The organism is Variovorax sp. HJSM1_2, from assembly GCF_049316285.1.
In the GTDB taxonomy this organism is placed as follows: Bacteria; Pseudomonadota; Gammaproteobacteria; order Burkholderiales; family Burkholderiaceae_C; genus Rhodoferax_B.
The window spans coordinates 201,344-214,052 of record NZ_JBMOXA010000003.1; the positions used below are offsets into that span (position 1 = coordinate 201,344).

The window sequence follows — 12,709 nt, forward strand, 5'->3', positions numbered from 1 at the left end:
GCTGGTCTGTGTTGCATGAACCGGCTATTTTGCTATTTTTCTGTGGCTATTTCGCTGGGGCCGGCGCGGCGGTGGCGGCCAGGGCCTGCTGCACCAGCTCGCGCAAGGCGGCTTCGCTAAAGGTCTTCAGCAATTTCCCGTTGACATAAAAAGTCGGTGTTTGTGTGACCTGCAGGGCGTTGAGGTCGCTCATGTCTTGTTTCAGCAGATCGTCCATGGCGGGTTTGGCCATGTCGAGCTTGGCACGTTCCAGGTCAAAGCCCAGCGGCGGCAGGAAGGTCAGAATGAGCCGTGCCTGCGGGTTGTCATGTGCCGCCCATTCGGCTTGCCGGGCGATCACCACATCCAGCGCCTGCCAATAAAGCCCTTGTGCGCGGGCCGCTTCCAGTATCTTCACGGCCACTTCCGAGCCCTGGTGGAACGGCGCGTAGCGCAGCACCAGGCGCACGTCCTTGGGGTTTTCGGCGAGTATGGATTTGACGATGGGATAGAACTTGGCGCAGGCCTCGCAGGCCGGGTCGAAAAACTCCACGATGGTGACCTTGGCGTCCTTGGGGCCGGCGGTGGGCGCATGTTCGGCCACCAGGGTGGCGGTGGTGGCTTTGGTCAAGTCCACTTCGTAGCCGGTGGCGCGTTGGTAAAAGTAGAAACCCCAAAGACCGAAAACCACTGCCAATGCGGCGCCCAGAATCAAGGCGCCAGTGTTTTTAAACAAACTCATTTTTTCTCAATCAAAAATAGACAGGGCTGCAGCGCCACAGAAAGTGCCGCGATTGTGGCCTAGAGCATCAACCGCGAAAGCGCACCAGGCGCAAGCCGTTGGCCACCACCAGCAGGCTGGCGCCGACATCGGCAAACACCGCCATCCACATGCTGCCCAGGCCGGTGAGTGTCAGGATTAGAAACACCGCCTTGATACCCAGGGCCAGCGCAATGTTTTGCAGCAGCAGCTTGTGTGTTTGGCGTGACAGGCGCACAAAGCGCGGCAGCTTGCGCAGGTCGTCGTCCATCAGGGCCACGTCGGCGGTTTCTATGGCCGTGCCGGTGCCGGCCGCGCCCATCGCAAAACCAATGCTGGCGCGGGCCAGGGCTGGGGCGTCGTTGATGCCGTCGCCGACCATGCCGACGGCGCTGTCCTTGTCACGGCCTCCCTTGATTTTGCTTTCGATGATGCTGAGCTTGTCTTCTGGCAGCAGGTCGCCACGGGCTTCGGTAATGCCCACCTGGTCGGCAATCGCTTTCGCCGTGTACGTGTTGTCGCCCGTCAGCATGATGGTTTTGAGGCCCAGCGCATGGAGTTCGCTGATGGCCTGGCGGCTGCTGTCTTTCACCGTGTCGGCCACGGCGAACAAGGCCATCACTGCGCCCTCAGCCTGCGCGAGAAGAATGACGGTTTTGCCTTGCTTCTCAAGTTCGGACAACTGCGTTTCCAGTGCTTCAGAGCACAAGCCCAACTGGTGGATCAGCCGGTGGTTGCCCAGCACCACGCGTTGGCCGTCCACCGTGCCTTGGGTGCCACGGCCGGGCAGGGCTTCAAAGGCAGCCACTTCGCGCAGCGGCACGGCCTCAAGCGCAGCGGCATCCGCCACGGCACGTGAAACAGGGTGGTCGGAGCGGCTCGCCAGGCTTGCAGCCAGGCTGCGCACTTCTGCTTCTGCGTGGCCGTTCAACGCCCAAAAGTCGGTTTGCACGGGCTTGCCATGGGTGATGGTGCCGGTCTTGTCGAGTGCCAGCCAGACCAGCTTGCGGCCTTCTTCCAGGTACACGCCGCCCTTGATCAGAATGCCTTGGCGTGCCGCCGCCGCCAGGCCGCTGACGATGGTCACCGGCGTGGAAATCACCAGCGCACACGGGCAGGCAATCACCAGCAGCACCAGTGCCTTGTAGACCCAGTCAAACCAGGCGCCACCCATGAGCAACGGTGGCAACAGCGCCACGGCCACGGCGATGGCAAACACCATCGGTGTGTACACCTGGGCGAACCTGTCAACGAAGCGTTGGGTGGGCGCGCGTGCCCCTTGGGCTTGTTCCACCGCATGGATGATGCGCGCCAGCGTGCTGTTGCCGGTGGTGGCCGTCACCACATATTCAAACGAGCCGGATGCATTGATGGTGCCGGCAAACACCGCGTCACCCTCGGTTTTCTCCACCGGCAAGCTCTCACCGGTGATGGGCGCCTGGTTGATGCTGGAGCGCCCGCTGACGATTTGGCCGTCCAGTGCGATGCGCTCGCCGGGCTTGATGCGCACGCAGGTGTGCAGCGCCACCGACTTGGCTGCGACTTCGGTCCAACTGCCATCGGCCTGCTGCACGGTGGCCAACTCGGGGGCCAATTGCAGCAAACCCTGGATGGCGTTGCGCGCCCGGTCCAGCGACTTGGCCTCTATCAGTTCGGCCACGGTGAACAGCACCATCACCATCGCTGCCTCGGGCCACTGGCCGAGGATCAGCGCACCGGTGACGGCAATGCTCATCAAGGCGTTGATGTTGAGCTTGCCGTTGGTGATGGCGATCCAACCCTTTTTATAGGTGCTGACGCCGCTGAGCAAGACCGCCGCCACGGCCAGCGTGGCAGCAAGCCAAGTGGGCAGGCCGGCCCAATGCACGGCCTCTGAAGCCAGTGCCGCCACACCGGCCAGCGCCAGCGGCCACCAGGGTTTGGCGGGCTCGGGCGTGGGCGCAGCGGGGGGCGTATTGGCATCCGCGACTTCCGGCGTGTAGCCCAGCGAGCGCACGGCTTGCAGTATGGGGGCGATGGCGTGGGGCGCGTGGCTGACCGTCAGCACGCGCTGCATCAGGTTGAATTCCATGGCACTGACACCGGCCATGCCGCCAAGCTTTTTGCGGATCAGCGCCTCTTCGGTGGGGCAGTCCATTTGCATGATGCGAATAGCGGTGGAGACTTCGCCGGTGGCGGCTTGGTTGTGCCGCGCGCCCAGTTCGGTGAGTGGCACCAGCTTGGGCGCGCCGTGGCCACAGCAGTCAGCGGCATGGCTGTGCGCCTGGTGGTTTTGTTGATGGTTGTGCGCGGCTTCAGCGTGGCCATGGTCGTGGTGATCGTGGTCATGCGCATGTTCATGCTTGGCATGGGTGGACATAGGGCTTTCTCCGTCGAATGCCACCATTGGGCAACCTGAAGCTACTATAGAGTCAACACGTTTATCGGATGGCCTTATGAAAATCGGTGAATTGGCCCAGGTGGCCCAGTGCACGGTGGAGACCGTGCGCTACTACGAGAAAGAGGGCCTGCTGCCCGCACCCGCGCGCACGGCGGGTAATTTTCGGATGTATGGCCCAGAGCACCTGGAACGGCTGCGCTTCATCCGCAACTGCCGCGCGCTGGACATGAGCCACGAAGAAATCCGCAGCCTGCTGCAATTGGCCGACCAGCCGGGCGAAGGCTGCGGCGCCATCAACGCCGTGTTCGAGCAGCACATGGCGCACGTGGACGAGCGTATACGCGAACTCACACACTTGAAAGAGCAACTGGCCACGTTAAGGCAAGCCTGCCAGAGCGACCAGGGCGTGGACGAATGCGGCATCCTGCAAGGCTTGGCCGCGATGGAGACCGAAGTCAGGCCGGAGCGACATACCCATCTGGGCTGAAGGGCGAAGCGTGTCGCCTCGCCATCAATGCGCAGCTTTGCGGCGATCAGACCGGCTGCTTGGTGGTGCGCAGGTAGGGCTTGATGGTCTTGAAGCCTGGGAAGGCCTTTTCCGCGTCTTCGTTCGACACTGCGGGGGTGATGATCACGTCGTCGCCGTGTTTCCAGTTCACCGGCGTGGCCACCTTGTGTTTAGCCGTGAGCTGCATGGAGTCGAGCACACGCAGGATTTCATCAAAATTGCGGCCCGTGGTCATGGGGTAGGTCAGCATCAGCTTGATCTTTTTGTCCGGGCCAATGATGAACACCGAGCGCACGGTGGCGTTGTTGGCGGCGGTGCGGCCATCGGCACCAACTTCGTCGGCCGGCAGCATGTTGTACAGCTTGGCCACGGCTAGGTCGCTGTCGCCAATCATCGGGTATTTGACGGCCGCGCCCTGGGTTTCCTCAATGTCCTTGGCCCATTCGCCGTGACGTGCCACGGGGTCGGCGCTCAAGCCTATGAGCTTGGTGTTGCGCTTGGTGAACTCGGGTTCGATCTTGGCCATGTAGCCGAGTTCGGTGGTGCACACCGGCGTAAAGTCTTTGGGGTGCGAGAACAGGATGGCCCAGCTGTCGCCAATCCAGTTGTGGAAGTCTATGCTGCCCTGTGTGGTGTCGGCGGTGAAGTTGGGCGCGGTGTCGTTGATGCGAAGGGACATGGTGAGCTCCGTTGTGAAAGAGAGTGATAAAACTTGGTAGGTGCTAGCGCAGAAGTGGTGTTTCGCCATGTGGCCACCGGTTCAGGAGACCGCAGTGTCTTTGCCGCTACCCAGGCTGTCTGTGATGAAGGTTACACAGCATCAAAAATTCAAAGATCGGCGAGTCGGCGCAGTGCCGTGGCATCCACGACTTCTATGCGTTCGCGGCCCAGCCGCACCCAGCCTTGGTCGGCAAAGTTCTTCAGCAGGCGGCTGACGATTTCCCGCAAGCTGCCCAGCTCGTCGGCCAAGGCCTGGTGGGTCGATTGGATGGGGCTAGAACGTGTGGTGAGCGCAGCGGCAAGCCGCTGGTCGAGCTTTTGAAAGGTGACGGCCGAGACCAGTTGCAGCAGATCGGAAAGGCGCTCCGAAAACCGGCTGAAAACGTGATCGCGAAACGACTCTAGATTCGAAAACAACACACGGAACGCCGCCGGCGGCAGCACGACCAACTCCAGGTCTTGCTGCACCAGGCAACGCGCCTGATAGTTCGCCCGTCCCAGCAGGCAACTGCTGGTGAGAATGCAGGCCTCGCCCGGAAGAACGTAGTAGAGATGCAGCTCTCGGCCATTGGGGGCGGCCTTGATCACGCGCGCGCTCCCCGAGAGCAACAAGGGAAAACCCATGCAGGGCTGGTTCTCGTCAAACATCATGCCTTGGGCCGGTACCTTCATGTAGGTGGCGCTCGCTAGCAGTTCGTCGAGTGTGCTCGCGGGAAGATCACCCAGCATGGGGTAGATCTGAAGTGTCAGTGCCTTGGTGGCGGCATCTATCATTTCTGCTCCTTTTGGCGAGAGGCCGGCGGCCGACCGGGATGGGGCGACACCATGGCCAGGTCTTCGGGGCGCGACAGCGTCTCCAGCATGCGCCAGAACGCATCGAGATCGGCTTGTGGAAGCACCAGATGTGCCTTGCGAATCACCTCGTATTGGCGCGCCCTCAAGACGGCCAGCAGGGCATAACCTTGCTCGGTGAGGAAATGGTGCCGTACACGACGATCTGTTTCCGCGTAACGCTGCTCTATCAGACCCAGCGCCACAATTTTTTGCATGGTGCGCGACAAGGCCTGATTGGAAATGCGCAAGCCGTACAGCAGCTCACCCACGCTGAGCCCGGGCTTGATCTGCGCAAAACTGAGCACGCGGTGGTGTGGCCGGCTGAGTCCATGTTGCACCAGCACTTTGTCGGCGGCGTCGGCCATCTCCATATGGGCGAAGAACACCAGCTCCAGCGTGCGCGCAAGGGCGAGATCATCGGTGCGCCAGTCTGCACCGGAACGCTTGCGCGCGGCACGCGTCGTCAGCGCTGTGTTCATGTGCCGCTGCCTCGCCAGGGCTTGAAGCACAGGGCTGGCGTGCCCGCAGTCGCAGCAGCGCGTTGGCGCTTGTCAAGCGGTGATTGAAGCAAGGTGGACATCAGGTGGCGGTGGTAGGAAGTGTTGAAGTCCATCTGTGTTCACAGGGCTGGCCCGGGAATATATCAACAATGTTGTTGTATTTCCAGTTTTTTCGATACGCGGTGAAGCGTCTCTTCAAACGAACACCGGGCGCCAGGGATTCGTGTTCTGGATGCCAAGGACTGGCACTGGCTTGTGAGGCGCGAGCGCTATGTAACTTTCCTCACCGACAAAATTTTCCGCCATGGAGACACTGCGTCGCAATCCCTTGCTTCACAGGAGTTTCGATGTCACGGTTTCCCACCCATCTGTCCGGCCATGCTTTGGCTTTCTTGAAAAACCTATGCACCGGCGCAATCGTCTTCAGTGCTGTGTTGGCCGTTCCGGCCGATGCCGGTATCGTCAACTGGCAGCAGGAGGTGGCCAAGGGAACCAGGGCAAGCTTCAGCACGACCAACATCACAGCCCCGACGGTGGTGGATATTGGCGCGGTCGGCAGTAACCGCGAGGGAGATGCAACTTACGAATTCATTGTGCAGGGCAGCTTTCACAATATCGCGGGCAGTCTGCTGGGATCGAACACCGGCGGCCAGAACCAAGCCATACGCTTTCAACAATACGGCACCAGCATGGTCGGTGCCACGGAGTACGGCGTTTATGACTACTCCTTTGGAATCCCGACAATCTTCGACACGCCAGTCGTGCTCACCTTCACCAGTTTTGGCGAATTCGACACCACATTTCTCTACGTCAATGGCAAGTTGCTACGCAACTACGACACCGGTGTGGGATTCCTTGGCATGGCCCTCAATCTGCATGGAGAGGTGGCCCTGGGCGGGACACTGGTCGACGGTGGCGGGTTCCTGGGCGCCGACAACTTCAACGGCAGCATCCTGGGATTTGCCGCCTACAACGGCTTACCCACGGCAAACGAAATCCGCAAACACGCCGACGCGTTCTTTGCACTGGACCCGATTGCCGAGCCCCATGAGCTGCCTGAGCCAGCTTCCGCATCGTTGTTTGGGCTGGCGCTGGCCGGGCTCGTTCTGGCGCGGTCGCGCGTCAAAAAGCAAGTGAGATCGTCCGCCTTCAGGCACGTTGCCTGAGAAGGCCTGAAACAAGTTCCTTTAACGGCATGGCTTTGGCGAACATCCATCCCTGACCGCAGGCCACGCCATGGGTCAGCAGAAAATCCAGTTGCTGCTGTGTTTCTACCCCTTCGGCAATTAATTCGAGATTGAGCTTCTTCGCCATCTCGATGATGTGCACGGTGACCGGACTGATGGCGGCCTGCGCGCCTATGCTGGCAATAAAAGTGCGGTCAATCTTGAGCGTGTCGATGTCCAGCGACTCCAACATCGACAGACTGGAGTAGCCGGTGCCGAAGTCATCCAGTGCAATCGAGGCCCCGATCTGCCGCCCGGCCTGCAGTGCGGGCTTGGCCGCCTCGACGTCCACCACGCCGCGTTCGGTGACCTCCAGCATCAGTGCCCCGGGCGGCAGGCCCACGGCATTAAAACGCTGTGCCAGATATTGCACCGGGCCGTCGGATGTCAGGTCTAGTGCGGAAAGATTCAAACTCACATGAAACCCGGGGCAAACCTTTAACAGGCTTGGCAAGTCCGCCAGGACACGGTCCATGACAAAACGCGTCAGCAGAGAGATCGCGCCAATCTTCTCGGCCTGTGCGATGAAGGTATCTGGCGGAACCATCTTGCCGTTCCTGCGGCGCCAGCGCAACAGCGCTTCTGCGCCCACCCATTTGCCGCTCTCAAGGTGCACCAGCGGCTGATAGAGCACGAAGAATTCGTGGCGGCGCAGGGCTGCACGCAGCCGTGACGGGAGTGAAAGTCGCCAGCGTGTGAGAAGCACCACACCAAAAGCGAACAGAGCGCTGGCCCCTAGGCCTAGCGGCGCCAGAACCAAGGCCTGGGCCTTGATTCCGGCGTGGATCGACGCTTTTGGTGCCGCAGCCACGGTCACAAGATTGTTGATCTCCGAGACGCGGAACACGATGTTGTGTGTTTCGCTTTCGACCACGCTGCTGGCCTGCGTCTGAAACAGGTCTAGCCAATGGGCGTTGAGCGGGCCTCGGCTGCGAATCAAGGCCTTGTGGTCAATCAGCGCCAAACCGACCGAGGCATCCTCTCGAAGCATGGGCATGTCGACCACGATATCGGGGTGGATGATGACCACGTGGCCATGGCGTGCGTAAATATTAAAGGGCTGGTCCGGGGCAAAAGGCAGCCGCGCATCTATCCATGCCGAGATACCACTGGAAGTCGTGAGGGGCTTTCCGGGCAAGCGCACCAGGTCAGCGCCTGAGGTGAGTGTGCTGCAGACCAGTACCCCGTCCCTCGCGTACCCCATGCCCTGAAGATAAAAAGACTGCCCCACCAGTTGCTGCATGCGGGTCATGGCCGTTTGGCCACAGGGCGGCCCCCCGGTGTGTTCCAGTGCATCAAGAGCGGTGACAAGTTGCTGGCGCGAGGCCACGCCACGCCGCAGGACTTCGTCGGCCAGTGAGGTCAGGTAGGCGGTCTGGTCATCCCTGGCCTTGTGGTAGGCCACATAGAGGGCGGCTCCAATCGGGATAAAAGCCGCCAGCAGAAGTGGAACGGAGGCAACAAGGTAGAAGTTTTTCATCAGAAACCAAAGGGGCCTCGTTTTGGGCTCAAATCTCGTCGCACTCTCGCGGGCCTAGTTTAGACAATGAAATCTGGCTTCCAGCTACCGGGAAAGTTATTTCACCGATGAAACACCTAGGACATTCACCTAGGCTCACCCTGGCCTCGGTTTTATGTGCTCTTGCCAATCCGCGCGGGCATCACGCCGTCCTTGGCCGCTTGAAAGTTTGCTGGCGCAAACCATTGGCAAGCTAGACTGGCCTTTTGTTTCGCTCCCGTTTTCAGCTCCCGCCCATGCAAGCCCTGCGCCTTTATGCCGGCCCCAAAGCCCTTCAACATCTGCGCCAGCATGGCTTGCAGCCCCATCATGTGGCCGCGGTGCCGGCCGCTGCCGGCGGCCCCAAAGGCCTGATCCTCGGGCGGCTGGATCAGTTCATCTTCGGCCACTGGCTGACACACAGCCGCCAGAGCGTCGACCTGGTGGGCGCCTCGATTGGCGCCTGGCGCATGGCCACGGCTTGTCTCGCCGCACCTGTGCCAGCGTTTGAGCGCCTGGAGCGAGGCTACATTCAGCAGCACTACGAACCGCCGGCCGGCCGCAAGCGGCCGAGTGCAGACCAGGTCAGCGCCGAATTCAGCGCCACACTGCAGTCGTTTTTTGATGGTTTGCAAAACGACATCCTGGCGCACCCGCGCTTTCGCCTGCACATCATCACGGCACGTGGCCGGCATGTGCTGCGGCGCGAGCAAAACATGCGCACCCATCTGGGTTATGCCGCCGCTTTTGTGGCCAACGGTTTGAGGCGCCGTGCGTTGGGCGCCTGGATGGAGCGCGTGGTGTTTTCCAGCCCGCAGGCCAGTCTGCCATTCGCTGCGCATGACTTTCCGACGCGCCAGGTGGTTTTGCAGGACAACAACTTCTTGCCGGCGCTACAGGCGAGTTGCTCGATTCCATTTGTGTTGCGTGCGGTGCACGACATTCCTGGCGCACCACGTGGCGCCTATTGGGATGGCGGCATTACCGACTACCACCTGCATCTGGACTATCAAAATGCACAGCACGCGATGGATTCTGAAGCTGCGCCTGAAGCTCCATTGGTGCAGTTGAGCGCCGCCAATGGCCTGAACGACGCAGGCGATCCCACGCGGAAATTGGTGCTCTACCCGCATTTTCAGCAAGCCATCGTGCCGGGTTGGCTCGATAAAACACTGCATTGGCGGCACAAGCCGTCAGCGTTTCTAGACAATATGCTGGTGCTGGCCCCGGCGCCGGAGTGGGTTGCCACGCTGCCCAACGGCAAATTGCCCGACCGGCACGACTTTGTGCGCTACGCCGACGATTTGCAGGGGCGTATCAAGGTCTGGGGGCAAGCGGTGGCGGCAAGTCAGCAATTGGCGGATGAATTTGCCGAATGGTGGCTGCGCCCAGACCTGTCTCTGGTGCAGCCGCTGTAGAGGTTCACGCCGTACGGTTCTGCAGCCGCAACAGCCCCAGACCCAGCAGCACAAAAGCGCCGCCTGAGACCCGGCTGAACAAGCGTGCGCGGCGTGTATTGGCCAGCATACGCTTGAGGCCCCTGGCCACCTGCACATAAAAGCCATGGGCGAGCACGGTGCAGACAACAAACGTGGTGGTCAACACAAAAAACTGCTGCACTGCGGGGGCGCCAGGCGTCAGAAACTGTGGGAACAGGGCGGTAAAAAACAGAATGCTCTTGGGGTTGGTGACCGCCACCGTCAGTCCGTTCAAAAACAGCTTGGTGGCGCTTTGCGCCGGTGCGGCTTCACCCGTAGACGTTGACGCCGCGCCCAAGGCATTTGCTCCGTTGCGCCATTGCTTGATGCCGAGGTAAACCAGGTAAGCCGCGCCCGCCACTTTCAACAACATGAACGCGACCGCAGAGGTGCTGAGCAGCACACCCAGCCCGGCCATGGCCACGGCCGAAACCAGGAACACACCCAAGGCATTACCCACAGAACCGAGCATGGCGCGCGACGCGCCCACCGAAACCGAGTTCGACACGGCCAACAAAACGGCCGGGCCCGGCGTGAACGCCATGAACAAGGACACACCTGCAAATACCAGCCAGTTCGACCACGTCATGTCATGCCTCTAGAAGAAGACTTGACGATAACAAAGGTGCAAAGCCTCAGTGAATGCCTGCGGCAATCGTCACATGGACTGTTCCAGCATGGCGCGGTATTCGTCGGCCGTGGCGATGCGCGGATTGGTTTTGTGGCAATGATCAGCCAGCGCGCCGCTGATGATGCGCTCAAACATGTTGTGTTCCACGCCCATGGCTGCCAAACCGGTGGGCAGGCCCAGGCGTGCATTCAGGTCGGTAATGGCTTCTGGGATATCACCAGCAGAAGCCAGGCCCATGGCTTGCGCCATACGCTCCAGGCGCTTCTCTTTTTGAACCGACTCGGCTGCGGCGTTGAAGCGCACCACCGCTGGCAGAAACATCGCGTTCAGCGTGCCGTGGTGCAGGCGCGGGTCCACTCCGCCCAGGCTGTGGCTTAGCGAATGCACACAACCCAGGCCTTTCTGGAACGCCATGGCTCCTTGCATGGACGCACTCATGAGGTTGAAACGCGCCTCGCGGTCCGAGCCATCACGCGTGGCGCGCTCGATGAAATGCCAGCCGCGCTGCAGGCCGTCCAGCCCGATGCCGTCGGCCGGCGGGTTGAAGGCCGGTGCCATAAAGGTTTCCATGCAGTGTGCAATGGCGTCCATGCCGGTGGCGGCGGTCAGCTTGGGTGGCAGGCCCAGCGTCAATTCGGGGTCGCAGATGGCGGTTTTGGGCACCAGATGCCAGGAGTGAAAACCCAGCTTGCGGTGGTCGTCGACGATGATGATGGCGCCACGCGCCACCTCGCTGCCGGTACCGCTGGTGGTGGGCACGGCAATCAGCGGTGCCGCGCGCTCGGTGATCAAGGCCGAGCCACCTTCAATCGTGGCGTAGCGCGTCAACGGCCCTTCGTGTGTGGCGGCAATGGCCACGCCCTTGGCGCAGTCTATGGCCGAGCCACCGCCGACCGCAATCAGCCCGTCGCAGCGGTTGTCGCGGTACACCTGGGCGGCCGCGCGCACAGCGGCCTCTGTGGGGTTGGACGGTGTCTGGTCGAACACCGTGACCGGCAAATCCGGCAGGGCATCGAGTGCACGCTGCAAAATGCCTGCGGCCTTGACACCAGCGTCGGTCACGATCAGCGGACGCGTGATGCCGCTGCGTGCGCATTCCTGCTGCAGCAGCTTGATCGCGCCAAAGTCGAACTGGATCTGGGTCACGTAGTAGATCAGGGCCATTTGTCTCGTCTCATCGTTGTAGGATTAACCGGTCCGCCTTGTACTTTACCCACCATCGCCCGTTCATGCACCCCAGTTCCAGCCCCGCCTTGCCCTCGTTAACCCCTGTGATGCGCAGCATCATCGACCGCATGGCGCGCGCCCGGCACACCCCCATACACGCGCAAACGCCACAAGAGGCGCGGGCCACCTACGCCCTGGGTGCGGCGGTGCTGGAGATTCCCAAACCCGCGCTGCAGCGGGTTGAAGACTTCAGCATCCCCGCACGCGACGGTGCCGTGCTGCCCGCCCGTTTGTACGCCCCCAGCAGCGGCACGCCGCTGCCCTTGCTGCTGTACTTCCACGGCGGCGGCTTCACCATAGGCAGCGTGGCCACACACGACATCCTGTGCCGCGAACTCAGCCGCCAGGCCGGTTGTTTGGTGGTGTCGCTGGATTACCGCCTGGCCCCCGAGCACCGTTTTCCCACCGCCGCCAACGACGCCTGGGATGCACTCGCCTGGCTGGCGGCCAACGCCGCGCAGATTGGTGCCATTCCCGGCCAACTGGCCGTGGGCGGCGACAGCGCGGGCGGCACCCTGGCGGCAGCGAGTGCGGTGCAAGCCATGCAGCAAGGCATTCCGCTGGCCTTGCAATTGTTGATCTACCCGGGCTGCACGGCCTGGCAAGACACACCTTCACATCAGCAATTTGCCAAGGGTTATGTGCTGGAGGCGGCGCACATAGACTTCTTTTTCAGTCAATACGTGCTGAACCCCGAAGACCGCAACGACCCGCGCTTCGCACCGCTGAACGCGCCCGATGTGGACGGCGTGGCGCCCGCGTGGATTGGCCTGGCCGAGTGTGACCCGCTGGTGGACGAAGGTGTGCTGTATGCCGACAAACTGCGCTTGGCCGGTGTGCCCGTTGACCTGGAGATCTACCGTGGCGTGACCCACGAATTCATCAAAATGGGCCGCGCCTTGCCCGAAGCGCGCCGCGCCCATGCCGACGCGGCTGCAGCCTTGCGTGCCGCATTCAACTTGTAAAGA

Annotated in this window: 12 protein-coding genes; 4 read left to right on the forward strand and 8 right to left on the reverse strand. The window is 61.5% G+C overall.

Going from position 1 to position 12,709, the window contains the following annotated elements; genetic code table 11:
* Positions 1-46 precede the first annotated feature (46 nt).
* Positions 47-721: a DsbA family protein gene (locus ACFQ95_RS05055; RefSeq protein WP_422829725.1), complete on the reverse strand. Its 675-nt coding sequence runs from the start codon at positions 719-721 to the stop codon at positions 47-49.
* Positions 722-788: 67 nt separating this feature from the next.
* The gene (locus tag ACFQ95_RS05060; protein ID WP_422829726.1) at positions 789-3,098 is read right to left on the reverse strand and encodes a heavy metal translocating P-type ATPase; all 2,310 of its coding nucleotides are present in this window, start codon (positions 3,096-3,098) and stop codon (positions 789-791) included.
* A gap of 76 nt (positions 3,099-3,174) precedes the next feature.
* Here ACFQ95_RS05060 and cadR point away from each other — a divergent pair, with 76 nt between their 5' ends.
* Positions 3,175-3,606 carry a Cd(II)/Pb(II)-responsive transcriptional regulator gene (gene cadR, locus ACFQ95_RS05065; protein WP_422829727.1) on the forward strand — a complete coding sequence of 144 codons (432 nt, stop codon included), beginning with the start codon at positions 3,175-3,177 and terminating at the stop codon, positions 3,604-3,606.
* A gap of 46 nt (positions 3,607-3,652) precedes the next feature.
* Here cadR and ACFQ95_RS05070 read toward each other — a convergent pair whose 3' ends face one another.
* The 3 genes from ACFQ95_RS05070 to ACFQ95_RS05080 all read right to left on the reverse strand — a co-directional run bounded on the left by ACFQ95_RS05070 (position 3,653) and on the right by ACFQ95_RS05080 (position 5,660).
* Positions 3,653-4,306 carry a peroxiredoxin gene (locus ACFQ95_RS05070; RefSeq protein ID WP_422829728.1) on the reverse strand — a complete coding sequence of 218 codons (654 nt, stop codon included), beginning with the start codon at positions 4,304-4,306 and terminating at the stop codon, positions 3,653-3,655.
* A gap of 149 nt (positions 4,307-4,455) precedes the next feature.
* Positions 4,456-5,121, reverse strand: a complete 666-nt coding sequence (locus ACFQ95_RS05075) for a Crp/Fnr family transcriptional regulator (protein ID WP_422829729.1) — start codon at positions 5,119-5,121, stop codon at positions 4,456-4,458.
* Positions 5,118-5,660, reverse strand: coding sequence for a MarR family winged helix-turn-helix transcriptional regulator (locus ACFQ95_RS05080; protein ID WP_422829730.1), 543 nt, complete (start codon positions 5,658-5,660; stop codon positions 5,118-5,120). The genes ACFQ95_RS05075 and ACFQ95_RS05080 overlap by 4 nt, the downstream gene beginning before the upstream one ends.
* Positions 5,661-6,028: 368 nt before the next feature.
* On the opposite strand from ACFQ95_RS05080, the gene ACFQ95_RS05085 reads away from it, so the two are divergent.
* Positions 6,029-6,847: a hypothetical protein gene (locus ACFQ95_RS05085; RefSeq protein WP_422829731.1), complete on the forward strand. Its 819-nt coding sequence runs from the start codon at positions 6,029-6,031 to the stop codon at positions 6,845-6,847.
* Here the strand turns inward: ACFQ95_RS05085 and ACFQ95_RS05090 are convergent.
* Complete coding sequence (locus ACFQ95_RS05090) at positions 6,831-8,387, reverse strand: EAL domain-containing protein (protein WP_422829732.1); 1,557 nt, start codon at positions 8,385-8,387, stop codon at positions 6,831-6,833. The genes ACFQ95_RS05085 and ACFQ95_RS05090 overlap by 17 nt on opposite strands.
* A 275-nt stretch (positions 8,388-8,662) precedes the next feature.
* Between ACFQ95_RS05090 and ACFQ95_RS05095 the strand changes: the two genes are divergently transcribed.
* Positions 8,663-9,823 carry a phospholipase gene (locus ACFQ95_RS05095; protein WP_422829733.1) on the forward strand — a complete coding sequence of 387 codons (1,161 nt, stop codon included), beginning with the start codon at positions 8,663-8,665 and terminating at the stop codon, positions 9,821-9,823.
* 4 nt (positions 9,824-9,827) lie between these two features.
* On the opposite strand, the gene ACFQ95_RS05100 is transcribed toward ACFQ95_RS05095, so the two are convergent.
* Together ACFQ95_RS05100 and ACFQ95_RS05105 are read right to left on the reverse strand one after the other, a co-directional pair.
* Positions 9,828-10,472 (reverse strand): LysE family translocator, encoded by a 645-nt coding sequence (locus ACFQ95_RS05100; protein ID WP_422829734.1) that lies wholly within the window; start codon positions 10,470-10,472, stop codon positions 9,828-9,830.
* A 69-nt stretch (positions 10,473-10,541) separates the two neighbouring features.
* Positions 10,542-11,678 (reverse strand): iron-containing alcohol dehydrogenase, encoded by a 1,137-nt coding sequence (locus tag ACFQ95_RS05105; protein WP_422829735.1) that lies wholly within the window; start codon positions 11,676-11,678, stop codon positions 10,542-10,544.
* 65 nt (positions 11,679-11,743) lie between these two features.
* On the opposite strand from ACFQ95_RS05105, the gene ACFQ95_RS05110 reads away from it, so the two are divergent.
* Entirely contained in the window at positions 11,744-12,706 is a 963-nt protein-coding gene (locus ACFQ95_RS05110) for an alpha/beta hydrolase fold domain-containing protein (protein WP_422829736.1), read from the forward strand.
* Positions 12,707-12,709 lie beyond the last annotated feature (3 nt).